Below are 25,886 nucleotides of genomic sequence, written 5' to 3'. Positions count from 1 at the left end.
TAGGAGGAATATCGGCTTTTTACCGATGAATATTTATGGCAAAAATAGCGATATTAACAGACAGTAACAGCGGAATAACGCAGGCACAGGCAAAGGAACTTGGCATTCATGTAGTTCCCATGCCTTTTATGATTGACGAAGAAGAGTTCTTTGAAGATATAAATCTTACACAGGAGCAGTTCTATGAGAAGCTTGGCGACAATGCCAACGTTTCTACAAGTCAGCCTACTCCTGATTCTCTTATGAAAATTTGGGACGAGCTTTTGAAATATCATGAAAGCATCGTTTATATTCCCATGAGTTCGGGACTTTCGGGCTCTTGTCAGAGTGCATACATGTTTGCCCAGGAAGAGTATGAGGGCAAGGTATTCGTGGTTGATAACCAGAGAATATCCGTAACACAGAGACAGTCTGCAATTGACGCAAGAGATATGGCTGAAAAAGGCTACTCTGCGGAAGAAATTGTTCAGAAGCTCATGGATACCAAGTTCGAGTCGAGTATCTATATTATGCTCGATACGCTTTATTATCTCAAAAAAGGCGGAAGGATCACACCTGCTGCCGCAGCACTCGGAACACTCCTCAGACTTAAACCCGTCCTTCAGATTCAGGGCGAGAAACTTGATGCTTTTGCCAAAGCAAGAACAAGCAGTCAGGGCAAGAGTATAATGATAAATGCGATAAAGAACGATATCGAGACGCGTTTTGGCGGCGCGGAAGCCAAGGACTACTGGATAGCTGCTGCCTATACAAAGGATATCGACACAGCAAACGAGTGGAAGAAAGAGCTCGAAAAAGAGTTTCCCGGAATGAATATTCACATGGATCCGCTTTCTCTTTCCGTCGCTTGCCACATCGGTCCCGGCGCGCTCGCTGTAACGGTAACGAGAAAATTACATTTTTAAGTACGCGAAACAAAAATATTATTAAAAAATGATTTATACTGTAGTTTTATACAGGCAGATATATATTATATTTTGCGATTTTGTGCCACGGAAATGAGACCATGGGGCTCATTGGAGTGTTTGGCACAATCAGAGCAAAATATAATATATATCTGCCGTCAAAACCACAGCATAAAGATGAAAAGGGGTTTATAATTTATGGCTTCGTATGATTCATATGATGCTTCCAGTATTACTGTCCTTGAAGGTCTTGAGGCGGTAAGAAAACGTCCCGGAATGTACATCGGAAGCGTAACCACAAGAGGCCTTAATCACCTTGTGTATGAGATCGTGGACAATGCGGTAGATGAGCATTTGGCCGGATTTTGTACTTTGATAAAGGTGACTTTGGAAGCGGACGGTTCCGCAACGGTTTCCGATAACGGAAGAGGTATTCCCGTCGGTATGCACGCAAAGGGAGTGACTGCTGAACGTATCGTTCTGACAACACTTCACGCCGGCGGTAAATTTGATAATAATTCATATAAGACAAGCGGTGGACTTCATGGTGTAGGTTCATCGGTTGTTAATGCGCTTTCTTCAAGAATGAGCGTTAAAGTCTTTAAAGATGGCTATATCTATCAGGATACCTATGAGAGAGGTATTCCCACAACACAGCTTAAGAACGGCCTTTTGGAGCCGATCGGCACAACAAAGGAAACGGGAACAACGATCAATTTCCTTCCCGACAATACCATCTTTGAAAAGACAAGATTCAAGGAAGACGATATCAAATCAAGGCTTCACGAGACGTCTTATCTCAATCCTTCACTGACAATAATATTCGAGGATAAAAGACCCGGTGTCGAGGAATATACACAGTTCCATGAGCCGGACGGTATTACAGGCTTTATTCGCGATATGAATAAGTCAAAAGAGGCTGTTCACGATGTTATCGCATTCAGAGGCGAGAGCGAGGGCGTGGAAGTTGAGGTTGCTTTCCAGTATGTAAATGAGTTCCATGAGGACGTACTCGGATTTTGTAACAATATCTATAATGCCGAGGGTGGTACGCACCTTACCGGCTTTAAGACTATGTTTACCAACATAATCAATCAGTACGCCCGTGAACTTAATATATTAAAAGAAAAAGACGTAAACTTTACGGGAACAGATGTTAGAAACGGTATGACTGCCGTTGTTTCCATAAAGCATCCCGATCCGAGATTTGAAGGCCAGACAAAGACTAAGCTTGATAATCAGGATGCGGCAAAGATCGTTTCCAAGATAACAGGCGATGAGATGACAAGATTTTTTGACCGAAATCTTGAGACGCTTAAGTCTATCATCGGCTGCGCGGAAAAGGCTGCAAAGATCAGGAAGACGGAAGAAAAAGCCAAGACAAACATGCTTACAAAGCAGAAGTATTCCTTTGATTCAAACGGAAAACTTGCAAACTGCATAAGTAAGGATGCGTCTAAGTGCGAGATCTTCATCGTAGAGGGAGATTCCGCGGGCGGCAGTGCGAAGATGGCAAGAGACAGAAATTATCAGGCCATCCTTCCTATCAGAGGTAAGATTCTTAACGTTGAGAAAGCAAGTATCGACAAGGTTCTTGCAAATGCTGAGATAAAGACAATGATCAATGCTTTCGGATGCGGATTTTCCGAAGGATACGGCAATGATTTTGATATAAATAAGCTTAAGTATGACAAGATCATAATCATGGCTGATGCCGATGTAGACGGTGAGCATATTGCAACACTGCTTCTTACTCTTTTCTACAGATTCATGCCCGAGCTTATATATCAGGGACATGTCTATATTGCTATGCCTCCGCTTTATAAGGCTATGCCTGCAAGAGGCAAGGAAGAGTATCTCTATGATGACAATGCTCTTGTAAAATACAGAAATACACACAAAGGAAACTTCACTCTTCAGAGGTACAAGGGTCTTGGTGAGATGGATCCCGAGCAGCTTTGGGAAACAACCCTCGATCCCGAGAGAAGACTTCTTAAAGCGGTCGAGATTGAGGATGCCAAGATGGCTTCTCAGATGACCGAGCTTTTGATGGGAGTGGATGTTCCTCCGAGACGTGAATTTATTCATCAGCACGCAACAGATGCTGAGTTAGATATTTAAAGGGGAAAATATGGAAGACAGAATTATAAGGACCGAGTATTCGGATATAATGCAAAAGTCGTTCATAGACTATGCCATGAGCGTAATCGTTGCTCGTGCGCTTCCTGATATAAGAGACGGATTAAAACCTGTTCAGAGAAGAACTTTATACGATATGTATGAACTCGGTATCAGATATGACAGACCGTACAGAAAAAGTGCGAGAATTGTCGGCGATACCATGGGTAAATATCACCCTCACGGCGATAGCTCAATTTACGACTGTCTCGTCGTTATGACTCAGGATTTTAAAAAGATTGTTCCTCTTGTTGACGGTCACGGTAACTTTGGAAATATTGAAGGCGACGGCGCAGCTGCAATGCGTTACACCGAGGCAAGACTTTCAAAGCTTACTCAGGAGAATTTCCTTGAAGATCTCGACAAGAACGTGGTTGATTTTGTTCCAAACTTTGATGAGACCGAGAGAGAACCTTCGGTTCTTCCCGTTAAGATACCGAACTTTCTTATAAACGGTTCGGAAGGTATCGCGGTAGGTATGGCAACAAGCACGCCTCCGCACAATCTTGCTGAAGTAATAGACGCCGAGATTGCATATATACAGAATGATTCTCTTACGACAAAAGAGCTCATGAAGTATATTAAGGGGCCTGATTTCCCGACAGGCGGCGTTGTTATCAACAAGGACGAGCTTCTTAATATCTACGAGACAGGTACCGGTAAGATCAGGTTAAGAGGTAAGGTCGAAACTGAAAAGGGCAAGAACGGACATATCAATCTTGTCATCACAGAGATTCCTTACACTATGATCGGTATGGGAATCGGTAAGTTCATGGCTGATGTTGCCGAGCTTGCCGAAAAGAAGATTACCAACGACATCATCGATATCTCAAACCAGTCTTCAAAAGAAGGTGTGAGAATCGTTATTGAACTTAAGAAAGATACAGATGTCGAGAACTTCACAAATCTTCTTTACAAGAAGACTAAGCTCGAAGATACATTCGGCGTTAATATGCTTGCTATCGATAACGGACGTCCCGAGACAATGTCTCTTAAGGATATCATGAGGGCGTGCGCAGACTTCCAGTTTGAGATAGCAACAAGAAAGTATACAACCCTTCTTAAGAAGGAACAGGAGAAAAAAGAGATTCAGGAAGGTCTTATCAAGGCTTGCAATGTGATCGATCTTGTAATCGAGGTTCTCCGTGGTTCAAAAGACAGGGCTATGGCTAAGAACTGCCTTGTAAACGGCGTTACCGAAGGCATTAACTTTAAATCAAGAGAATCAAAAGCAATGGCTGCGCAGCTTCTTTTTACCGAAAGACAGGCTGATGCCATTCTTGAGATGCGTTTATACAAGCTCATAGGACTTGAGCTCGAGGCTCTTATCAAGGAACACGAGCAAACGGTCGCAAACATATACAGATACGAGGATATTCTTGAAAGTCACGAGTCAATGTCCATGGTTATCCAGGATGAACTTGGAAAGATCAAGAAAGAGTATCAGGCAAAGAGAAAAACTGTTATCGATAACAGGGAAAATGCCGTATATGAAGAAAAGCCCGTTGAGGAGATCGATGTTGCATTTATCATGGACAGATTCGGATATGCAAAGACAATCGATGCTTCAACATATGAGAGAAACAAAGAGACTATCGAAGCCGAGTTCAAGTATTCGTTTGTGATGAAGAACACGGGAAAAGTATGTCTTTTCACAAGTGCAGGTAACCTGCATACCATAAAGGCTATGGACCTTCCTCAGGGAAAAATGAGGGATAAGGGCGTTCCGATCGATAATGTGAGCAATTACAACGCTTCCGAAGAAAGTGTCGTTCTTGTCGCAAGCCAGTCTGAGCTTAATCTCTACAGACTTATCTTTACCACAAAGTCATCTATGATGAAGACGGTAAACGGCGGCGAATTCGATGTTTCCAAGAGAACCGTTGCAGCGACAAAACTTACGGACGGCGATGAACTTGTAAGTGTAGAAGTGCTTAAAGAGCAAAAGACTGTTATACTTAGAACAGAGGATGGTTATTTCTTAAGATTCCCGGTTGATACGATTCCCGAGAAAAAGAAGACGGCTGTCGGCGTTCGCGGAATGAGACTTGGAAAAAATGATTTTGTAAGAGACGTTTATTATCTGAATGACCTTGAAGAAATGACTGTTGAGCACAACAGTAAAAAGCTGGAGCTTGCCCATCTTAAGATAACAAGCAGAGATACTAAGGGAACAAAGGTAAGGATATGAGAGTAATTGCGGGAACTGCAAGAAGGCTGAGGCTCGTTACCCCTGAAGGAAACGATACCAGACCGACTCAGGACAGGATAAAAGAAACACTTTTTAATATGATCCAGAACGAAGTACCGGGCGCTGTATTTCTCGATCTTTTTGCGGGAAGCGGCGGAATTGGTATCGAAGCGCTTTCAAGAGGCGCGTCCAAAGCGTATTTTATCGAAAACGCCGCGGCGGCTTATAAGTGCATTTTGCAGAATTTAAAGACGACGCATTTTGAAGAAGATGCCACAGTCCTTAAGCAGGACGTTGTTATCGGGCTTAGGAATATTCACGAGGAAGAAGTTGATATTATTTTCCTCGATCCTCCTTATCATGAAGGGCTCTACGAGAGAACGCTTGCCCAGCTTGGAACGATGAAATATGTGACCGAACATACAATGATAATTGTTGAGAGTTCGGCTGATATGGATTTTTCATTCGCTGAAGATTACGGTTTTGAAGTCAGACGCGAAAAAGAATATAAAACAAATAAGCATGTCTTTTTGTATAGAAAGGAAGCGCTATGAAAACAGCGGTTTATCCGGGCAGTTTCGATCCCATAACATACGGACATTTGGACATTATAAAACGTGCGGCTTCAATGTTTGACAAAGTTATTGTTGCCGTAATGTGTAATTCAGCGAAAACTCCATTGTTCACACTGGATGAACGTGTTAAAATGATTAAAGAATCCGTAATCGGAATTGATAATGTAGTTGTCGAATCATTCAGCGGACTTTTGATCGATTATTGCAAAAAAGAAGACATTCATATTGTTATAAGAGGATTAAGAGCGATAACCGATTTCGAATATGAACTCCAGATCGCGCAGACCAATAAGGAACTGTCGCACGATGAGGTCGATACGGTTTTCCTCACAACTAATATCAAATACTCATATCTTAGCAGCTCTGTGGTAAAAGAGGTCGCAAGTTATAAAGGTGATATATCACCTTGTGTTTCAGATTTTGTCGCAAAAGCTCTATACCAAAAGTTTGAAAAACAGAAAGATCAGGGGGATGTATAAATGACCAGCAAAATCGAGCAGTTAATTGATGAGATAGAGACTTATATCGATAATTGTAAGCCTCAGCCTTTGTCACAGACAAAGATTATTGTCAATAAAGAGGAGATTGACGAGCTCTTACGTGAACTTCGCTCAAAAACTCCCGAAGAGATAAAGAAATATCAGAAAATCATCAGCAACAAAGAAGCCATCTTAAACGATGCGCGCAGAAAAGCCGAAGATATCGTAAATCAGGCTACAATAAAAACAAATGAACTTATAAATGAGCATGAGATTATGCAGCAAGCTTATGCTCAGGCCAATGAAGTCGTTTCACAGGCCGCTGTTCAGGCAAAAGAAATCCTGGACAACGCTATGACTGAAGCTAACAGCATGAAATCGGCAGCTGTACAGTATACAGACCAGCTCCTTGCAGGAGTTGAGGACATCATCACTCAGTCAATCGATGTCACAAGTAAGAGCACCGATGATATTGTTGAGACTATAAAGCAGAACAGCATCAATATGGTAAAAGAGATCTCACAGAGTACAGACAGTGTGTTGTCAGCTCTTACCCAGTACGGTGAGGTTATCAAATCCAACAGGGCCGATCTCAGACCGCCTGAGGCTGTTCCGGCAAGCACAGTTCCTGCAGAAGGAGCTGCCACCGAAGAGCAACAGGTTCAGGGTATAACGGAACAGGAAGCCATTAACCTTGATATGCTAAACGGATAAACGGAATATCTAAGCTGCCGCTTATTTGCGACAGCTTTTTACATTTTTTTGGCAGGAACCACAGTTAGTTTTAGAAAGAAAGAGGAGAGTAGTATGAGAAGATGTATCGCAACAATTGCTACAGCTGTTTTATTGTCGGTTAGCGGCATATTGCCGGCAACCACAGTTACTTCAAACGCAGCTGACAAGCCGGTAGTTATCGTTATCGATCCCGGTCACGGCGCGGACAACCGTGGTGCGGAGTATAACGGTCTTATTGAAAAAAATATCAACCTTACGGTTGCTAATTCAATGAAGGCAGAACTTGAGAAGTACGACAATGTAACTGTATATTTGACAAGAAGTGCGGATCAGGGGCTTTCACTTGAGGACAGAGCTGCTTTTGCACAGAGCGTAAATGCTGATTTCTTGTTCAGTCTTCATTTCAATGCATCCAAGGATCATAATTTCTACGGATGTGAAGTTTGGACATCGGCATTCGGTAATCAGTACCAGAAGGGACAGGATTTTGGTAAAATCGAGCTTGCAGAGCTCGGAAGCCTCGGAGTATATCAGAAGGGCGTAAAGACCAAAATCGGTTCTAAGGGCGTAGATTACTATGGCGTTATCAGAGCATGTACGGCAAGAAATATTCCCGGTGTAATCATCGAGCACGCTTACATCGATCACGGTTATGATGTTCAGAAGGTTAAGTCACCTAACTTCTATGCTCAGCTCGGTGTAAAGGATGCAACGGCTGTTGCAAAGTATTTCAAGCTTAAGTCTTCAAAGACAGGTGCTGATTTCTCAGGATTTAAGTATGATCCCACACCCGCACCCGCAGGCCCTGTTCGTCAGGATGAGACAGGTCCCGATGTTTGTGAGATAAAGGTTCTTGCATCCAGCAAGAAGGACGGAAACGTTCTTGTTCAGATGACTACAAAGGATAACCAAAGTCCTGTTGCTTATTTTGCATACAGTTATGACGGTGGTAAGACTTTCAGTCCTTTCCAGATGTGGGACAGATCTAAGGAGACACAGTCCTATAATGTAAAGGTTCCCGCAGGTTATGAGAATCCCGTTATCGTATGCCGTTCATACAATATCTATGAACTTGGCAAGGAAAGTAACGCTGTTCCTGTAAAGGATTATTGATCTTGAGACTCGATAAATATCTGGGTGACCACAATTTAGGAACCCGTAAACAGATAAAAGAATATTTGAAAAACGGTCGTTGTACGGTTAACGGCGTTGTTGTCGTTAAACCTGATGTACACATTGATGAAAATTCCGATGAGATTGCTTTCGATGGGAAAGTGCTTTCTTATGCACGTTTTCACTACTTCATGCTGTATAAACCGGCAGGAGTAGTGTCTGCGACAAATGATAAGAGAAACACAACGGTACTTGACCTTCTGAAGGAAGAAAATATAAGGGATCTAAGTCCCTGCGGAAGACTCGATATTGACACCGAAGGGCTTCTTTTGATAACAGATGACGGCGTTTTGATACATAAGCTGTTATCTCCCAAAAAGCACGTAGATAAGGTCTATGAAGTTCATATTGACCATGAGCTTTCTGAGAATGATATCAAAAGACTTTCTGACGGAGTTGATATCGGTGATAAAAACGATGACGGTTCCGTTAAGGCTACGCTTCCTGCGCGTGTTTGCGCAAAGGAAGCAGACCTTGACGGGCATCCCGTTATCGAACTTACTATTCATGAAGGCCGTTTTCATCAGGTTAAAAGAATGCTTGAAGCGGTCGGAAATGAAGTTCTTTTTCTCAAAAGACTTTCAATGGGGCCGCTTTTTCTTGATGAAAAACTTGAGCCCGGAGAATACAGAGCTCTTACGAATGAAGAGATGAAGAAATTAGGGCTTTAAAATAAGAGGGTGAATAAATTGAATCTGCACAGAGTATATAAGGGCGAATTTGGTTATATCAAATACAGGAAAAATGCTGCGATTATCAGGACGGTGATAAGTCTTGCAATTACCGTCGGGATATACGTGGCTGGTCTTTGGAAATACGGCTCTCAAAAGAATGTAATGAGTATTATCGCGGCCCTCGGCTGTCTTCCTACGGGCTGGAGCGCAGTAAATATGATAATGTTCATTAAAGCAAAGGGCTGCATAGAGAGCGACAAAAATAAGATTGAAGCCTGCAGAGGCGGCCTTCTTATACACTACGATCATGTTATAACTTCTTATGACAAAAACTTCTATGTATCGGCATCAACTGTTCTTGATAAGAATATTTGTTGCTATTCATCTGATGAAGATATTGATGAGATTGACTGTGAGAAGCACATCAAGAAGATGATCGCTCAGAGCGGTTATTCAAACCACAGCATAAAGATATTTACAGATATTGATAAATTCTGTGACAGACTTATTCAGCTCGAGAAACTGCGCGCAGATAAGGGTATCGATCCTGTAGCTATTGAAGAGAGCTGGATTCCCGGAACAACACAAACTCCGGCATCAATTCTTTTGTCCATTTCATTATAAGGATAATCATGAAAGAAATTAAAATCGGAAATAATGCGGCTGGAAAGCGCCTGGACAGCTTCTTAAAAGGTTATCTTCCCGGAGCTGGCAGCGGATTTATCTATAAGATGCTGCGTAAAAAGAATATAACTCTTAACGGCAAGAAAGCCGATGGAACAGAGAAACTCAGAGAAAACGATCTTATTAAGATCTTTTTTTCTGATGAAACATTCGCGAAATTCAAAGGAAATTCTGACGCTATTAAGAGCTCTAAGAATTCTGAAAAAGAGATAGATCTTTCTAAATACGGGGATGTAAAGGTTGTCTATGAAGATGACAATATTCTTCTTGCTTCAAAGCCTGTAGGGCTCCTTTCGCAAAAGAGTTCTCCTAAAGATATCAGTTTAAATGACTGGCTTATTGATTATCTTTTGTCCATGAACAGCGAAGCGACAAAAGAGCTTGATATCTACAAGCCGTCCATATGCAACAGGCTTGACCGAAATACAGGCGGAATCGTCATTTGCGCAAAGTCGCTTTCGGGCGCAAGGATAATGAATGCGCTTCTAAAGACCAGAAACCTTGATAAATATTATAGGACAATAGTTTCGGGTAATCTTTTTGAGAATATTTATCTGAAGGGATTTCTTTATAAAGACGAGAAGAAAAACAAGGTCTTTATAAAAAAGGACGATCCTCATGATGACAGATATTCTTATATAGAAACGGAAATTGTTCCGGTTAAATATAACAAAGATGTGGATCTTACAATGCTTGAAGTTAAGCTTGTTACAGGAAAACCACATCAGATAAGGGCGCATTTATCGAGTATAGGACATCCGCTTATAGGCGATGTGAAATACGGAGGAAAGACGTACAAAGGAGTTAATCATCAGCTTCTTTTTTGCTACAGGGTATGTTTTCCGGATGATATGCCTGATGAATTTGAAAATATCAGGGGAAGAGAGTTTAAGACTGATCTTCCCGATGTTTACGATAAATTTTTTGACTGATAAAAAGGCACTGCTGCGCAGATTCTTTGAATAAAAGGGGAAAAATATGCCTACATGGAAATCGAGGGGACTTCGAGGCTCGACTTTGGAAGAACTTATAAACAGGACTAACGAAAGATACAATGAGCTTTCGCTTGCGCTTATCCAGAAGATTCCGACTCCGATCACGCCTATAAAGATTGATAAGAGTACGAGGCATATCACGCTTGCTTATTTTGAGCAAAAGAGTACCGTCGATTATATAGGTGTTGTGCAGGGAATTCCCGTTTGTTTTGATGCAAAAGAGTGCGCGGCTGAGACGTTTGCTCTTGAAAATATCCATCCTCATCAGGTTGAATTCATGAAAACCTTTGAAAAGCAGGAAGGAGTAGCTTTTTTTCTCGTATATTACACAGGACTTAATGAATTTTATTATCTCCCGTTCAGAAAGCTGTATGAATTCTGGGAGAGAGCGGAGAACGGCGGAAGAAAAAGTTTCAGGCACGAGGAACTTGACGAAGATTATGTGATCAGATCTCCGGGCGAAAATGGTCTCCTTATTCCTTATCTGGAAGCACTCCAAAAAGACTTGGATGCCAGATAACAAAAGTGATTGACAGCTTTATAAAATTGATGTTAAACTCTGTAGTATAGTAATTAATTAGCACTGCGCAATACTAAAGTGAAAATTTTTTTACTGCGCGTCGCTAAAGTATATATAAAAATTTTTATTTAAAATGACATTTAAATTAAGCGAGGTTTTTATGAATAAAGTTCTTCTACATACTCCCGACGGAGTACGTGATATTTACGGTAGTGAATATAGCGACAGACTTATCGTTGAAAATAAGATTCATAACGTTATAAAGAGCTATGGTTACAGCGATATCGACACACCTACATTCGAGTTTTTTGATGTTTTTGCAGAGGAGATAAATGCTTCCGACGCACGTGAACTCTACAAGTTCTTTGATAAAGACGGAAATACATTGGTTTTAAGACCCGACTTCACACCTGCGATTGCAAGATGTGCATCAAAGGTGATGCTTGAAGATTCAAAGCCTGTGAGAGTTTGCTACAACGGCAAGACTTTCCTTAATACTTCAAGTCTTCAGGGTAAGCTTAAAGAGAATAACAATATCGGTGTTGAGCTTATGAATGATTCATCAGTTTATGCCGATGCCGAGAATATAGCTCTTTTGATAGAGGCTCTTAAGAGCACGGGACTTACAAACTTCCAGATCAGTATCGGTGATGCGGACTATTACAAGGGAATCTGCGAAGAAGCCGGAATTGATGCAGAGACAGAGGAAGAGATCAGAGAGCAGATCATTGACAAGAATATTTTCGCTGTTGAAGGAATTTTGAGTGAAAGAAACGTTCCGGAGAAGTATCGCGGTCTTATCGGTAAGGTCGCTGAATTTATCGGAACCGACAAGGCTCTTGATAAGGCACAGAGCGAAGTGAGCAATAAGCGTTCACTTGATGCGATAAAGAGACTTAAGGATCTCTACAGGGTTCTTACCAATTATGGTGTTGAAAAATATGTCTCTTTTGACCTTGGAATCCTCAGCAGATTCAATTATTACACAGGAGTGATCTTCCTTGCGTATACATACGGCGTGGGAGATGCTATTGCAAAAGGCGGAAGATACGACAATCTTCTCGGAAAGTACGGAGCAGATGCTCCTTCAATCGGATTCTCGATCATAATCGACGATCTTATGTCTGCGCTTTACAGACAGAATGCTACAGTTGAGCATGAATCTGAGCGCGTTGTAATCACATATAACGAGGATAATTTTGAAGAAATGCTCAGCAAAGCAAAAGAACTTAGACAAAATGGCACTAACGTTGCTTTGGAGGCAGAATGATCGGAGGAGACATGAGATACTTAACTTTTGCACTTGGAAAAGGCAGACTTGTAAAAGATACAATGGAACTTTTGAATAAATGCGGGATTGAATGCGAGGAAGTTCTTGATAAGAAGACAAGAAAACTTATTTTTACAAACGAGGAACTCGGTCTTAAGTTCTTTCTTGCAAAGGGACCCGATGTGCCGACTTATGTGGAATACGGAGCCGCCGATATCGGAATTGTCGGCGCGGATACAATCCTTGAAGAGAACAGACGCGTATATGAAGTCCTCGATCTCGGATTCGGAAAGTGCAGGATGTGTGTGTGCGGACCGCATGATGCAAAAAGCCTTTTGGAACATCGCGAGATGATCCGCGTTGCAAGCAAATATCCCAATATTGCAAAAGATTACTTTTTTAATAAAAAGCATCAGACCGTAGATATCATAAAGCTTAACGGATCTGTTGAGCTCGGACCTATTGTTAATCTCTCGGATGTTATCGTTGATATAGTTGAGACGGGTTCCACACTGAGAGAGAACGGACTTGAAGTTCTTGAGGAAATCTGTCCGTTGTCCGCAAGGGTAATCGTCAATCAGGTTAGCATGCAGATGGAAACAGAGCGAATCAGAAAGCTCATCAATGCCATGAAGGAGAATTTATAAGATATGCGCACATTAAAACTTACAGAAGAGACTCAGAGTGAACTTCTCGGAAATCTTTTAAACAGAAATCCCGGAAGCTACACAGAGTATGAGAATATTGTAAACGATATAATCGATAATGTCAGGAAGAACGGCGATAAGGCTGTTTTCGAATACACTCTTAAATTTGACAAGAGCGAGCTTAACGCTTCAAACATAAGAGTTACAGAGGATGAGATCAAGGAAGCTTATAAAGAACTTGATCCCAAGTTTGTTGAAGTTATGAAAAAGAGCGCTGAGAACATCCGCGTATTTCATGAGAAGCAGAAGAGAAACTCATGGATTGATACAAGAGAAGACGGAAGCATTCTCGGACAGCGTATCCTTCCCATCGAGATCTCGGGCGTTTATGTGCCGGGCGGAAAGGCAGCTTATCCTTCAAGCGTTCTTATGAACGTTGTTCCTGCCAAGGTTGCGGGTGTTGAGCGAATTGTTATGTGTACACCTCCCGGAAAAGACGGAAAGGTAAATCCCGGAACTTTGGTTGCAGCAGATATCGCAGGTGTTACGGAAGTTTACAAGGTCGGCGGAGCTCAGGCTATTGCTGCCATGGCCTTTGGAACAGAGAGTATTCCCAAGGTTGATAAGATTACAGGCCCCGGAAATATCTTTGTTGCTCTTGCAAAGAAAGCTTGCTTTGGGCACGTTTCAATCGATTCCATCGCAGGCCCCAGTGAGATCCTGGTTGTTGCGGATGAGACCGCAAATGCAAGATATGTTGCCGCAGATCTTCTTTCACAGGCAGAGCACGATGAACTTGCAAGCGCTATTCTTGTTACAACTTCAGAGAAGCTTGCAAATGACGTTTCTGCTGAGATCGAGGGATTTTTAAAAGAGCTTTCAAGAACGGATATTATCAAGAAATCTCTTGATAACTACGGATATATTTTCATTGCGGATGATATGGATGCCGCTGTGGATGCCGCAAATGCAATTGCATCCGAGCACCTTGAGATTATTACAAAGGATCCGTATGAGGTTATGACTAAGATCAAGAATGCCGGCGCGATTTTCTTGGGCGCTTATTCTTCAGAGCCTCTCGGAGATTATTTTGCAGGTCCCAATCACATTCTTCCGACAAACAGAACTGCAAGATTTTTCTCACCTTTAAATGTTGACGATTTTATGAAGAAAACAAGTATCATTTCATATTCGAGAGATGCTCTCTGCAAGGTTCACGAAGATATCGAACTCTTTGCAAAAGAAGAAGGACTTACAGCACATGCAAACTCTATAGCTGTCAGATTTGAGTGATTTATTGCGGCTGTTATTATATTGCACGATATCGTAAATATCGATAATACATATTTGCAATTGTATATAATTGTTTTAAAATTGCAAGTGTACTTTCTAAAAAGTCCATAAAATGCAAGTTTACGGTTTTCCGTACTCAAAAAACAACAACATTTTGTACTTAACTATAAGGAGACACAAGCTATGGATAACAGAATTGCAAGTGTTACCCGAAACACAAAAGAGACTCAGATTACTGTTACCATCAATATTGACGGAACAGGTACGAGTGATATTTCAACAGGAATCGGTTTTTTTGACCACATGCTCGAAGGATTTGCAAGACACGGTCTTTTTGACCTTACGGTGAAGGTTAAAGGCGACCTTGATGTCGACGGACACCACACGGTTGAGGATACCGGAATTGTGCTTGGACAGGCGATTCTTGAAGCTATCGGTGATAAAAAAGGCATAAAGAGATACGGAAGCAAGATCCTTCCTATGGATGAGACACTTGTAATGAGTGCTGTGGATCTTTGCGGAAGACCTTATTTTGTTATGGATGCCGAGTTTAATGCACCTATGGTCGGAGATTTCGATACACAGCTTGTAAGTGAGTTTTTCTATGCGGTTTCTTATGCTGCGATGATGAACATTCACCTCAGAGTGATAACAGGATATAACGAACACCACAAGATTGAAGCTATGTTCAAGGCTTTTGCCAAGTCGCTTGATGAAGCCACATGTTTCGATCCCAGAATAAAAGATGTACTTAGTACAAAAGGAGCCCTCTAATATTATGAATGACAATAAGAAATTTATTCCCTGCATTTATCTGTGTGAAAATAAGGCTTGGTCGGATTTTAAGAAATCAGATGTTATCAGCGAAGACCCTGCAGCCCTTGCTGAGGCTTATTCAGACGCGGGCGCGGATGAGATCATAGTCTTTGATCTTTCACCTGAGGGAGACGATAAACTCCATGAAGATTCACTTCATATGCTTCAGAAGATATGCAAAGCTGTAGACGTTGAAGTAATGGGTGCCGGAAACGTTAAGCGCATGGAGGATATCAAGAAGCTCATATACGCCGGATGCAAGAAAGCATTTCTTAATTATTCAAAAGAGGGCAACAGAGAAATCCTTAAAGAAGTTTCAAGCAAATTCGGAAAAGACAAGATAGGCATTTGCTACAGCAATCCTCAGGACATTACAGATGATATCGAGAATGTGGATGAGCTTGCTTCAGAGCTTATATTTATCGGAGATGAAGGTAAGTTTAAGACGAATTCTCTTTTACCCGTTGTATTATTCCTTGAAACTTGCGATGACAACGGCCTTGTAGAAAGTCTTAAGAATGAAAAAGTTCAGGGCGTTACAGGAACTTATGTAAATAAGAACTACGCAAAGATAAATGATTGGAAGGATGTCTGCAAGAGCGAGGGAATTCCGGTATTCAGACTTGAAGCCGCATTTTCATGGGATCAGCTCAAGAAGAATTCAGACGGAATGGTTCCGGTTGTTGTTCAGGATTACCGTACCGATCAGGTGCTTATGGTTGCCTATATGAACGAGGAAGCTTATAACACAACGATCAAGACAGGTAAGATGACATATTACAGCCGTAGCCGCAATGAGCTCTGGATAAAAGGCGAGACGAGCTCACATTATCAGTATGTGAAATCTCTTTACACAGATTGTGATTACGATACGATTCTTGCAAAGGTTAAGCAGATCGGAGCTGCATGTCATACAGGAAAGTACTCTTGTTTCTTTAATGAGATTGCAAGCAAGAACTATACGGAGAAGAATCCTCAGAAGGTTCTCGACAGCGTTTACGATGTTATTAAAGACAGAAAAGTCAATCCCAGAGAGGGCTCTTATACAAATTACCTGTTTAACAAGGGCGTGGACAAGATTCTTAAGAAGCTCGGAGAAGAAGCTACAGAGATTGTTATTGCTTCAAAGAATCCCGAGGAAAAAGAAATAGTTTACGAAATTTCTGATTTCCTGTATCATATGATGGTCCTTATGGCTGAAAAAAATGTCAGCTGGGAGGATATTACCGACGAACTGTCAAGACGATAAGGGAAAAATATGAATTACAATTTAGCACTGTCAGATGACATACTTTTAAGTATCGAAAAACCTGAGAGATACATAGGAAACGAGGTCAACAGCATTACAAAGGATAAAAAAGCGGTTGATATTCGTTTCGCCATGTGTTTTCCTGATGTTTACGAGATTGGTATGTCACATCTGGGAATACAGATTTTATACGGAATGTTCAATTCTTTTGAGGACGTCTGGTGTGAGCGCGTTTATTCGCCGTGGCTCGACATGGATGAGGTTCTCAGAAAAGAGGACATTCCTCTTTTTGCGTTGGAATCTCAGGATCCTATCAAGGATTTTGACTTCCTTGGATTTACTTTGCAATATGAGATGTGTTACACAAATATTCTGCAGATTCTGGATCTTTCAAAGATTCCGCTCCTTGCAAAGGACAGGACATGGGACGATCCGATTGTCATAGGCGGAGGCCCGTGCACATACAATCCCGAGCCTATCGCAGACTTTTTTGACATATTCTATATAGGCGAAGGCGAGACAAGATACAGAGAGATCTTTGATTTTTATAAAAAGTGTAAGGCCGACGGAACTTCAAGGGAAGATTTCCTTCATGCGTGCGCAAAGATGCCCGGTATCTATGTTCCGGGGCTCTATAATGTTGAATATAAGGAAGATGGCACGATAAAGTCCATGCTTCCGATATACGATGATATTCCAAAAACCATTAAAAAAGAAATGTGTTTAGAAATATCAAATGTTTTTTACCCAACAAAGCCCGTTGTTCCTTATATCAAGATAACTCAGGACAGAGTTGTGCTCGAGATCATGAGAGGCTGTATCAGAGGCTGCAGATTCTGCCAGGCGGGACAGCTTTACAAGCCACTTAGGGAAAAAGATGTTGAGCACCTCAAGAAACTTGCGATAGAGTCATTAAAAAATACCGGTTATGAAGAAATTTCACTTAGTTCATTAAGTTCAAGTGATTATACCAAGCTCCCGGAGCTCATTGATTTCCTGATAAAGAGCTGTAATGAGAGAAAGGTAAACATTTCACTTCCGTCTCTTCGAATCGATGCGTTTTCTCTTGATGTAATGAGTAAGGTTCAGGATGTAAAAAAGAGCAGTCTTACATTTGCGCCCGAGGCCGGAACTCAGAGGATGAGAGACGTTATCAATAAAGGTCTTACAGAAGAAGATATCTTAAGAGGCTCACACGAAGCGTTTCTCGGAGGTTGGAACAAAGTTAAGCTCTATTTCATGCTTGGACTTCCGACAGAAACCGATGAAGATATACTCGGAATCGGCGAGATAGCCAATAAAGTCGCTGCCGAGTATTTTGATACCGTTCCTAAGGAAAAAAGAAACGGAAGGACCATTGATATTGTTGCAAGTACGTCTTTCTTTGTTCCAAAGCCGTTTACTCCGTTCCAGTGGGCTCCTATGAACACCAAGGAAGAATTCCTTGAAAAGGCAAATAAGACAAGAAAAGGCATTATGTCCCAGCTTAACCAGAAGCATATTAAGTACAACTGGCACGAAGCTGATGCGAGTATGATGGAAGGTGTTCTTGCAAGAGGAGACAGAAAGCTTTGCGACGTTATTCTTAAAGCTTATCAAAAAGGCTGTATTTTTGATGCATGGGGAGAATATTTCAAATTCGACGTATGGATGGATACATTTAAGGAACGCGGAGTTGATCCTATGTTCTATACAGTCAGGGAAAGAGGCGACGACGAGGTTTTTCCTTGGGATATATTAAACTGCGGAGTCACTAAAGATTTCCTTCTTCGCGAATGGAAAAATGCGCTTGCCGGCAATAAATCAAGCAATTGCAGAAACGGCTGTCTTGGCTGCGGAGCCGCATCATACGGTGTCGGAGTCTGCTTTGAGAACAAAAAGGGATAATAAGTTTAAATGAATAAATTACGTCTTAAATTTTCCAAAAACGGTCCGATCAAATTTATCGGCCATCTTGATGTTATGAGATACTTTCAGAAGGCTATCAGAAGAGCTGAGGTTGATATCAAGTATTCTGAAGGTTTCAGCCCGCATCAGATCATATCTTTTGCCCAGCCTCTCAGTGTAGGCGCGACAAGCGACGGTGAATACATGGATATTTCCGTAAATAGCATGGTTAGCGCCGAAGATATCATGAACAGATTAAACTCTGTCATGAACGAGGGAATCGAAATCATCGCTATAAGAGAGCTTTCGGATAACGATGAGAAGGCGATGACCGCTGCATATGCCGCAAAATACAGGATCTCTTTCAGAGAAAAATTCATGCCTACATATGACTGGATTGAGAAATTCAGAGAATATCTGGCGCTTGATAAACTTCCTGCCATGAAGAAGACCAAAAAGGGCGAAAAAGAAATTGATATGAAGCCCTTGATATTTGATTTTTCTTTTAACAAGGAAGAAAGATACATTGAGCTCTTGCTCAGCATGAGCAGTAGTGCAACTTTAAAGCCTGCGCTTTTGTTACAGGGCTTTTTTGACCATATCAAAGAGGAACTTGCTCCTCACGCCATGGCTATACACAGGCTCGATATCTACAGATATGTTGAGAATGACGGAAAACCTTATATTGAGCCATTTATAACAGATGATATCCAAAAGAGGTTTTATTTAAATGTCTGAGATCATAGTTTCCGAATATTTAAATACGCCGGTCGTTACTGCGTTTATAGGCAACAAGATGGAGTTTCTTTCTTTTGTAAGAGAGAACGAACTTGGAAACATATATGTCGCAAAAGTCGATCATATAGTTAAAAATATCGGCGCAGCATTTGTCAGGTACGATAAGGACAAGACCGGATATCTGCCGCTCAAAAACATAACAGGCGCTTGCGTTATAGGCCGCGCATTTGGAAGCGATGATACTCTGAAAAACGGTGACGACGTTATTGTTCAGGTTGAATCTGAGGCTGTAAAGACCAAGAAGACCAAGCTTACGACAAATCTTTCTGTTTCGGATGATTATGTTGCCGTGACCCTCGGAAAATACGGCGTCGGTTCATCAATAAAGTTATCCGACAATATCAGAGCGCTTCTTTCCGATAAGATAAAGGCTGATTATGAAAACATAATGGATGAGTACCGCGAGAAGCTTTCGGATACGACGGCAGGGATCATCATAAGAACGAAGTCTTCCGAAATAGCAGATGAAGAAGCGTGTGATGTGATCGAAGCTTCATTTAAAACTTGTCTTGATAAACTTGCGGATATTCTTTCAGAAGGAAGAAACAGAACGCTATACAGTTGCATTCACAGATCCGATAGCGGAAGTACCGGGCAGCTCATAGAAAATGCCGAAGCTTTCCTTAAGATCAGAGGCGAAACGGAATTCTCTGTTATAGAAGATACGGGCATTCATGGGATAAAGTCGGCGATTGAAGATTTGAAACACCGCAAAGTCTGGCTTAAGAGCGGAGCATATATCATAATTGAGCAGCTTGAGAGCTTTAATGCGATTGATGTAAATACAGGTAAGGCCATTAAGGGAAAAGATGACATAGCCTTTAAGGTAAACCTTGAAGCGGTAAATGAGATATTCAGGCAAATTCGCCTTAGGAATCTCACAGGAATGATCCTCATCGATTTTATCAATATGAACGACGAGGAAAAATACGAAGAATTGATACATAAAGTTAAAGCCTTTTGCAAATATGAACAGGTACATACGGTTTTCATAGATGTGACGGGGCTTGGCATTATGGAGCTTACTCGAAACAAAAACGATAAAACGTTAAAAGAAATATTGAAGGATGTCGAAAAAGCTGTTGACAACAGTATTTATCAGTGATATTATATCTTGGTATGCCGCATAACTAGGCTTAAGTGGTTTTATCCCGCCAAAGTTAGCGAGTTTTTTGAAGAAGGAGGTAACTTATGTACGCAATTATTGTAACTGGTGGAAAGCAGTACAAAGTTTCCGAGGGCGATGAGATCAAAGTAGAGAAGCTTGATGTAGAGCCCGGAAAAGAAGTAACATTTGACAATGTTATTGCAGTAAATGATGACAAGGCACTTAAGGTTGCCGGCGATGTTAGCGGAGCTAAGGTTAGCGGAACAGTTGTTGAGCAGGGCCGTGCTAAGAAGGTTGTTGTTTACAAGTACAAGAGAAAGACTGGCTATCACAAGAAGAATGGTCACAGACAGCCTTTCACACTTGTTAAGATTAACAAGATCACTATGTAATTTATTTACAAAGCGGAATAATGACTACTATTACAATTACCAAATCTATGGCAGATTCATATAAGAGAATTGAGTGTAGCGGACATGCAGGTTTTGCCGACAGCGGCGAAGATATTGTATGTGCTGCGATATCTGTTCTTACGATAAATCTTATCAATTCGCTTGAAAGATTTACCGAGGATAGATTTACTTGTGATCAGAATGAAGATGACGGGTACATTTCAATCTCCTTTGAACAAGAGCCTTCAAAGGACGCGGATTTACTTCTAAAATCCTATGAACTTGGTGTTAATAGTATATTCCGAGAGTACGGTAAGAGATTTTTGAACATTAAATTTAGGAGGGAATAAGTCATGTTGAATATGAACCTTCAATTTTTTGCTCATAAGAAGGGTGTAGGATCAACCAAGAACGGTAGAGATTCAGAATCCAAGAGACTTGGAGCAAAAAGAGCTGACGGACAGTTCGTTAAGGCCGGTAATATTTTATACAGACAGCGTGGAACACACATTCATCCCGGTGTAAATGTTGGAATCGGTAGCGATGACACATTATACGCACTTGTTGATGGTGTTCTTAGATTTGAGCGCAAGGGCAGAGATAAAAAGCAGGCTAGCGTTCATCCTGTAGAGAATAAGTAATTTAACTAAACGGGCTTCAAACTAAAATGTTTGAAGCCCATATTTTTAATCTTAGGAAATTTATCCGAAAGGAATTTGATTATGCCGGTATTTGTAGATAAAGCAAAAATCTTTATACAAAGCGGAAAAGGCGGAGACGGACACGTTTCGTTTCGAAGAGAGAAATATGTGCCTAACGGCGGCCCCGATGGCGGTGACGGCGGAAAAGGCGGCGATATAATTTTTGTCGTAGATGAAGGAATCAATACACTTGCAGACTTTCATTACGGCGGTAAATATAAAGCACAAAACGGTCAGGACGGAAACAAGAGACGTTGCCACGGTAAAAATGGCGAGGATTTATATATAAAAGTTCCTGAAGGAACAGTTATTAAAGAGGCAAATACCGGAAAGGTAATTGCCGATATGAGCGGAGAAAACAAGAAGGTTGTTGTATTAAAAGGCGGAAGAGGCGGAAACGGTAATATGCACTATGCAACTTCCACCATGCAGGCACCAAAATACGCTCAGCCCGGTCAGCCGGCACTTATGCTTGAAGTTATGCTCGAGCTTAAGGTCATTGCTGACGTAGGACTTGTAGGATTCCCAAATGTTGGAAAATCAACTTTTTTGTCCAAGGTATCCAATGCAAAGCCCAAGATTGCGAATTATCACTTCACCACATTGTCACCAATGCTCGGTGTTGTCGATCTTTCTGATGCAAGAGGTTTTGTTGTTGCGGATATTCCGGGACTTATTGAGGGAGCTTCAGAAGGACTGGGACTTGGACACGAGTTTTTGAGACATATTGAGCGAACCCGAATGATGATCCATGTTGTAGATGCGGCATCTACTGAAGGCCGCGATCCAATGGAAGATATTGAAGCGATCAATGCGGAGCTTAAGAACTACAATGCAGATATATCAAGCAAACCTCAGGTAATCGCAGCAAATAAGATCGATATGCTTCCCGATGGCGAAGATTCGGACATCATTAAGAAGATAAGAGAGAAGTACGAGCCTCTCGGAGTAAAGGTTTTTGCCACATCGACACTAACTGGAAAAGGCATTAAGGAACTGCTATACTATGTAAGTAGGACCCTTGATGAACTTCCAAAAGATGCTGTTGTATTCAAGCAGGAATTCTTCCCAGAGACTATGGCCCGTGATACTGATGAAGCATTTACGGTAACATATGATAGCGATGAGAAAGAATTTGTCATTGAAGGACCTAAGATTGAGAAGATGCTTGGTTACACCAACCTTGAATCCGAAAAGGGATTTGCATTCTTCCAGAACTTCCTCAAGGACAACGGAATTCTTGACGAGCTCGAGAAACTCCATATTAACGAAGGTGATACCGTCAGAATGTACGGATACAGCTTTGAATACTATCGCAATGCGGATACTGTTCCTGCTAACGATACAGATGAATATGACGATGAAGAGGATGAAACATAATGACTTTGACAAGTAAACAAAGAGCATATTTAAAGAGCCTTGCGGCTGACCTTGATCCTGTTTTTCAGATAGGGAAGTCAACTGTGACTCCCGAAATAATAGATGCTATTGCTGAAACATTCAATACACACGAGCTTGTAAAGATTACAGTTTTGAAGAACTGCATGGATGACGTGTCAAATGTTGCGATAATGGTTTCAGAAAGAACACGTTCGGATCTTGTACAGGTTATCGGAAGAAAATTTGTTTTATACAAGCCTTTCAAGGATGAACCAAAGATTGTTTTACCTAGAACCAAGAAGGCTATAAATTGATATTTTTTATCATTACGGAGGCACTCTTATGGCTGGCAGAAAGATCGGTATTCTTATTGGAAATTTTGATCCCATTCACTACGGACATCTTCTTTTGGGAGAAGCCGCAAGGGAGCAATATGGTTTGGACAGAGTAATTTTTATTCCCGAAAAACTTGCTCATCTTATGAAGGGCAATAATTTATCATCAGGCGATATCAGATATAACATGGTCAAGATGGCAATTAAAGACAATCCGTATTTTACATGTTCAAGAATTGAGATTGATAAGCCCAAAGGAACCTATACATACGATGTGATCAAGGACTTAAAGGGAATGTATCCCGGCGATGAATTGTATCTGATACTTGGCGGAGACGCCGTCGTCGATATAGAGACCTGGTATAATTCAAAAGAGCTTTTGCAGTCATGCACCATTTTAGCTGCCGTAAGAGATAATCATGATGTGGCTGCACTTGATAATGTGAGAAGAAAGCTGCTTAAACAGTACGATGTTGATATTCAGCTACTTACTTTTAACAGAGTGGACATTTCGTCTCAGGAGATCAGAAAAAGAGTGCGAACGGGCAGAAGCATTAAATATATGGTTCCAAAAGAGTGTATAGAGTTTATTTGTTTAAAAGGATTATATAAATGAAGACCTTGGAAATTACTCAGAAGCTTAGAAAAGAACTCGAAAAGGAATTAAAGCCCGACAGATACGATCACACATTGGGAGTTGCCTATACAAGCGCATCTCTTGCGATGGTACACGGTGCAAATGTTGATAAAGCACTTATAGCAGGCTTCTTGCACGATTGCGCCAAATGCTTGTCTCACGATGAACAGCTTAGTATATGTGAAAAAAACAATATAGAAGTCACCGATGTAGAAAGAAGAAACCATTCACTTCTTCATGCAAAGGCAGGAATCTATATAGCAAGCACCAAATATGAAGTTCGCGATCCCGAGATATTAAATGCAATAAGATATCACACAACAGGAAGGGAAAATATGTCTCTTCTTGAAAAAATCGTATATATCGCGGATTTCATAGAGCCGAACAGAAAGCCTTTAGATGATATGAATATAATCAGAAAAGAAGCTTTTGAAGACTTAGACAAGTGTCTTGCGCATATATTGCATAATTCGATCATTTATTTAAGGACCATAGGTAAAGAGTGCGATGATACCACCATGAAAGCTTATGAGTTCTATAAGAAATACTATAATTAAGAACGAGGTGAATATGTCAGATATTGAGAACTCAAAGAAAATGGCTTTGATGGCGATGGAAGCATTGGAAGACAGAAAAGGAATTGATGTTCACGCCATTGATATAAGCGAAATTTCTACACTTGCAGATTACTTTATCATTGCAAACGGAACCAACTCCAGTCAGGTTCAGGCAATGGCAGACAGCGTTCAGGATGCTCTCGGAAGAGCCGGATTCCTCACAAAGAACGTTGAGGGCTATGAATCAGCCAATTGGATTCTTCTTGATTTCGGCGATATTATTGTTCATGTTTTTGACAGCGAGAACAGAGTATTTTACGATCTTGAGAGAATATGGCGCGATGGAAAGCCGATAGAGAAAGACAGTCTTAACTGATCATTCTAATTTAACAGCGAAATAAAACGGTCGGACTGATTCTGATATGAATCAATCCGACCGTTATCTATATACTTTTCTTGTTTTATCTGTAAAATCTCATTACACCGAATACTTTCCCAAGAATCTTGCAGTCATCAACGATTATAGGATCCATAGTATCGTTTTCAGGCTGAAGTCTGATGCGATTGTTCTCTTTATAAAAAGTCTTAACGGTAGCGGAATCATCGATAAGAGCTACAACCTGGTCGCCGTTCTTGGCAGTATTGCAGACCTCAACAAAGATCTGATCTCCATTATATATTCCGGCGTTGATCATTGAATCGCCTTTTACATTCAGTATAAATGCATCAGAGCCCTTAGGGCACATTGAAGCTGGAATCGGAATGTAAGAATCGATATTTTCTTCCGCAAGGATAGGAGTACCTGCAGCAACCTGGCCTACGACAGGAATACTGACAATTTCCGTCCTTATCATATTGAAACTGTCATCACAGATAGTGATAGCACGCGGCTTGGTGGGGTCGCGCTTTATATATCCCTTTTTCTCCAGATTACCGAGATGTGTGAAAACAGAAGATGTTGATTTAAGATTGACCGCAGCGCAAATATCGCGAACTGACGGAGGAAAGCCTTTTGTTAATGTCTCTTCCTTGATATAATCGAGGATCTTTTCCTGAATTGGTGTAAGTTTGCTCTTGTCCATAATAACCTCCTAATCTAATCCAAGTATATCATAGAGAAATTCAAAACACAAATATTTGTTCGCGAAAATATGTTCTGATTTTTCTTGACAAGCGAATGTTTGTTCGATATCATGATAACAGAACGGTTGTTCGCAAATATTTGTTCGTATTATACTGAGAGGTGAAAATTATGAGCGAAGCAATGAGGATAGCAGCAAGTTTATACAATGATCCGAGATATTTCAGTAAGAGTGAGATCAGAATCAGGAATAATAAGATACGACGTAAAAATATTGTCAGAAGGCAGTTTGTTATGCTTATGGCTGTCGTATCTGCATTGATTTTCATCATAATGTTTAATTTGTCAACTTTTAATTCAGATGCGCAGTCAGATACATATACACCCGAATATAAATATTATAAGTCAATAACCGTCAATTACGGTGACAGCCTTTGGACAATAGCCGGAGACATGTATTCATCCGAGCACTACAATGATATGAATGATTATATTGATGAAGTTTGCAATATTAACAATCTTGCGGATGCATCGGAATTAATTGCCGGAGATTCATTGATAGTTCCGTATTATTCAACAGAATTTAAGTAAAATTTACCAAATTTACAGAAAAATCGTCCATAAAA

29 protein-coding genes are annotated in these 25,886 nt (G+C 41.0%); 28 read left to right on the top strand and 1 reads right to left on the bottom strand.

Features of this window, described 5'->3' with window-relative positions; all coding sequences use genetic code 11:
* Positions 1–35 precede the first annotated feature (35 nt).
* The 27 genes from G628_RS0102695 (at position 36) to rsfS (ending at position 24,555) form a co-directional block, all read left to right on the top strand.
* Positions 36–905, top strand: a complete 870-nt coding sequence (locus G628_RS0102695; RefSeq protein ID WP_027208387.1) for a DegV family protein — start codon at positions 36–38, stop codon at positions 903–905.
* Positions 906–1,103: 198 nt separating this feature from the next.
* On the top strand, positions 1,104–3,026 hold the full coding sequence (locus tag G628_RS0102690) for a DNA gyrase/topoisomerase IV subunit B (protein ID WP_027208386.1): 1,923 nt from the start codon (positions 1,104–1,106) through the stop codon (positions 3,024–3,026).
* A gap of 10 nt (positions 3,027–3,036) precedes the next feature.
* Complete coding sequence (locus G628_RS0102685; RefSeq protein WP_027208385.1) at positions 3,037–5,274, top strand: DNA gyrase/topoisomerase IV subunit A; 2,238 nt, start codon at positions 3,037–3,039, stop codon at positions 5,272–5,274.
* Positions 5,271–5,828: a 16S rRNA (guanine(966)-N(2))-methyltransferase RsmD gene (gene rsmD / locus G628_RS0102680; RefSeq protein WP_027208384.1), complete on the top strand. Its 558-nt coding sequence runs from the start codon at positions 5,271–5,273 to the stop codon at positions 5,826–5,828. Before G628_RS0102685 ends, rsmD begins: the two co-directional genes overlap by 4 nt.
* Complete coding sequence (gene coaD, locus G628_RS0102675; protein WP_026654850.1) at positions 5,825–6,328, top strand: pantetheine-phosphate adenylyltransferase; 504 nt, start codon at positions 5,825–5,827, stop codon at positions 6,326–6,328. Before rsmD ends, coaD begins: the two co-directional genes overlap by 4 nt.
* Positions 6,329–7,042 (top strand): hypothetical protein, encoded by a 714-nt coding sequence (locus G628_RS0102670; RefSeq protein WP_026654851.1) that lies wholly within the window; start codon positions 6,329–6,331, stop codon positions 7,040–7,042.
* Between the two features lie 93 nt (positions 7,043–7,135).
* Positions 7,136–8,176, top strand: coding sequence for an N-acetylmuramoyl-L-alanine amidase family protein (locus G628_RS0102665; RefSeq protein ID WP_027208383.1), 1,041 nt, complete (start codon positions 7,136–7,138; stop codon positions 8,174–8,176).
* On the top strand, positions 8,176–8,907 hold the full coding sequence (locus G628_RS0102660; RefSeq protein WP_026654854.1) for a pseudouridine synthase: 732 nt from the start codon (positions 8,176–8,178) through the stop codon (positions 8,905–8,907). Before G628_RS0102665 ends, G628_RS0102660 begins: the two co-directional genes overlap by 1 nt.
* Positions 8,908–8,916: 9 nt before the next feature.
* On the top strand, positions 8,917–9,534 hold the full coding sequence (locus G628_RS0102655) for a hypothetical protein (protein ID WP_196803691.1): 618 nt from the start codon (positions 8,917–8,919) through the stop codon (positions 9,532–9,534).
* An 8-nt stretch (positions 9,535–9,542) separates the two neighbouring features.
* The gene (locus G628_RS0102650; RefSeq protein ID WP_027208381.1) at positions 9,543–10,526 is read left to right on the top strand and encodes an RluA family pseudouridine synthase; all 984 of its coding nucleotides are present in this window, start codon (positions 9,543–9,545) and stop codon (positions 10,524–10,526) included.
* Positions 10,527–10,572: 46 nt separating this feature from the next.
* Positions 10,573–11,109 carry a Holliday junction resolvase RecU gene (locus tag G628_RS0102645; RefSeq protein ID WP_027208380.1) on the top strand — a complete coding sequence of 179 codons (537 nt, stop codon included), beginning with the start codon at positions 10,573–10,575 and terminating at the stop codon, positions 11,107–11,109.
* A 160-nt stretch (positions 11,110–11,269) separates the two neighbouring features.
* Entirely contained in the window at positions 11,270–12,379 is a 1,110-nt protein-coding gene (gene hisZ, locus G628_RS0102640; protein ID WP_026654857.1) for an ATP phosphoribosyltransferase regulatory subunit, read from the top strand.
* Between the two features lie 11 nt (positions 12,380–12,390).
* On the top strand, positions 12,391–13,026 hold the full coding sequence (hisG, locus tag G628_RS18830; protein WP_026512974.1) for an ATP phosphoribosyltransferase: 636 nt from the start codon (positions 12,391–12,393) through the stop codon (positions 13,024–13,026).
* 3 nt (positions 13,027–13,029) lie between these two features.
* Positions 13,030–14,319 carry a histidinol dehydrogenase gene (gene hisD, locus G628_RS0102630; protein WP_027208379.1) on the top strand — a complete coding sequence of 430 codons (1,290 nt, stop codon included), beginning with the start codon at positions 13,030–13,032 and terminating at the stop codon, positions 14,317–14,319.
* 183 nt (positions 14,320–14,502) lie between these two features.
* Entirely contained in the window at positions 14,503–15,093 is a 591-nt protein-coding gene (hisB, locus tag G628_RS0102625; RefSeq protein WP_026654861.1) for an imidazoleglycerol-phosphate dehydratase HisB, read from the top strand.
* 4 nt (positions 15,094–15,097) lie between these two features.
* On the top strand, positions 15,098–16,384 hold the full coding sequence (gene hisIE / locus G628_RS18375) for a bifunctional phosphoribosyl-AMP cyclohydrolase/phosphoribosyl-ATP diphosphatase HisIE (protein WP_027208378.1): 1,287 nt from the start codon (positions 15,098–15,100) through the stop codon (positions 16,382–16,384).
* A 9-nt stretch (positions 16,385–16,393) separates the two neighbouring features.
* Positions 16,394–18,271 carry a TIGR03960 family B12-binding radical SAM protein gene (locus tag G628_RS0102615; RefSeq protein WP_027208377.1) on the top strand — a complete coding sequence of 626 codons (1,878 nt, stop codon included), beginning with the start codon at positions 16,394–16,396 and terminating at the stop codon, positions 18,269–18,271.
* A gap of 9 nt (positions 18,272–18,280) precedes the next feature.
* Complete coding sequence (locus tag G628_RS0102610) at positions 18,281–19,009, top strand: TIGR03936 family radical SAM-associated protein (RefSeq protein ID WP_026654864.1); 729 nt, start codon at positions 18,281–18,283, stop codon at positions 19,007–19,009.
* On the top strand, positions 19,002–20,174 hold the full coding sequence (locus G628_RS0102605; RefSeq protein WP_026654865.1) for a ribonuclease E/G: 1,173 nt from the start codon (positions 19,002–19,004) through the stop codon (positions 20,172–20,174). The genes G628_RS0102610 and G628_RS0102605 overlap by 8 nt, the downstream gene beginning before the upstream one ends.
* Before the next feature lie 86 nt (positions 20,175–20,260).
* Entirely contained in the window at positions 20,261–20,569 is a 309-nt protein-coding gene (gene rplU / locus G628_RS0102600; protein WP_026654866.1) for a 50S ribosomal protein L21, read from the top strand.
* A gap of 20 nt (positions 20,570–20,589) precedes the next feature.
* A complete protein-coding gene (locus G628_RS0102595; protein ID WP_026654867.1) occupies positions 20,590–20,919 on the top strand; it encodes a ribosomal-processing cysteine protease Prp in 330 nt (109 codons plus the stop codon).
* A 3-nt stretch (positions 20,920–20,922) separates the two neighbouring features.
* A complete protein-coding gene (rpmA, locus tag G628_RS0102590) occupies positions 20,923–21,210 on the top strand; it encodes a 50S ribosomal protein L27 (RefSeq protein ID WP_026654869.1) in 288 nt (95 codons plus the stop codon).
* An 81-nt stretch (positions 21,211–21,291) separates the two neighbouring features.
* Positions 21,292–22,650 (top strand): GTPase ObgE, encoded by a 1,359-nt coding sequence (gene obgE, locus G628_RS0102585; RefSeq protein WP_027208376.1) that lies wholly within the window; start codon positions 21,292–21,294, stop codon positions 22,648–22,650.
* A 5-nt stretch (positions 22,651–22,655) separates the two neighbouring features.
* Positions 22,656–22,964, top strand: a complete 309-nt coding sequence (yhbY, locus tag G628_RS0102580; RefSeq protein WP_026654870.1) for a ribosome assembly RNA-binding protein YhbY — start codon at positions 22,656–22,658, stop codon at positions 22,962–22,964.
* Positions 22,965–22,992: 28 nt separating this feature from the next.
* A complete protein-coding gene (gene nadD, locus G628_RS0102575; protein WP_026654871.1) occupies positions 22,993–23,601 on the top strand; it encodes a nicotinate-nucleotide adenylyltransferase in 609 nt (202 codons plus the stop codon).
* On the top strand, positions 23,598–24,179 hold the full coding sequence (gene yqeK, locus G628_RS0102570; protein ID WP_026654872.1) for a bis(5'-nucleosyl)-tetraphosphatase (symmetrical) YqeK: 582 nt from the start codon (positions 23,598–23,600) through the stop codon (positions 24,177–24,179). The genes nadD and yqeK overlap by 4 nt, the downstream gene beginning before the upstream one ends.
* Positions 24,180–24,192: 13 nt before the next feature.
* Positions 24,193–24,555: a ribosome silencing factor gene (gene rsfS / locus G628_RS0102565; RefSeq protein ID WP_175531788.1), complete on the top strand. Its 363-nt coding sequence runs from the start codon at positions 24,193–24,195 to the stop codon at positions 24,553–24,555.
* 85 nt (positions 24,556–24,640) lie between these two features.
* Here the strand turns inward: rsfS and lexA are convergent, their stop codons facing one another.
* On the bottom strand, positions 24,641–25,261 hold the full coding sequence (lexA, locus tag G628_RS0102560) for a transcriptional repressor LexA (RefSeq protein ID WP_026654874.1): 621 nt from the start codon (positions 25,259–25,261) through the stop codon (positions 24,641–24,643).
* 170 nt (positions 25,262–25,431) lie between these two features.
* On the opposite strand from lexA, the gene G628_RS17900 reads away from it, so the two are divergent.
* Entirely contained in the window at positions 25,432–25,851 is a 420-nt protein-coding gene (locus tag G628_RS17900) for a LysM peptidoglycan-binding domain-containing protein (protein WP_051198970.1), read from the top strand.
* Positions 25,852–25,886 lie beyond the last annotated feature (35 nt).

Source organism: Butyrivibrio hungatei NK4A153 (assembly GCF_000424465.1).
Classification (GTDB): Bacteria; Bacillota; Clostridia; order Lachnospirales; family Lachnospiraceae; genus Butyrivibrio; species Butyrivibrio hungatei_A.
Note: the sequence above shows the minus strand (reverse complement) of the source record. Positions and strands in the feature narration are given on the sequence as shown.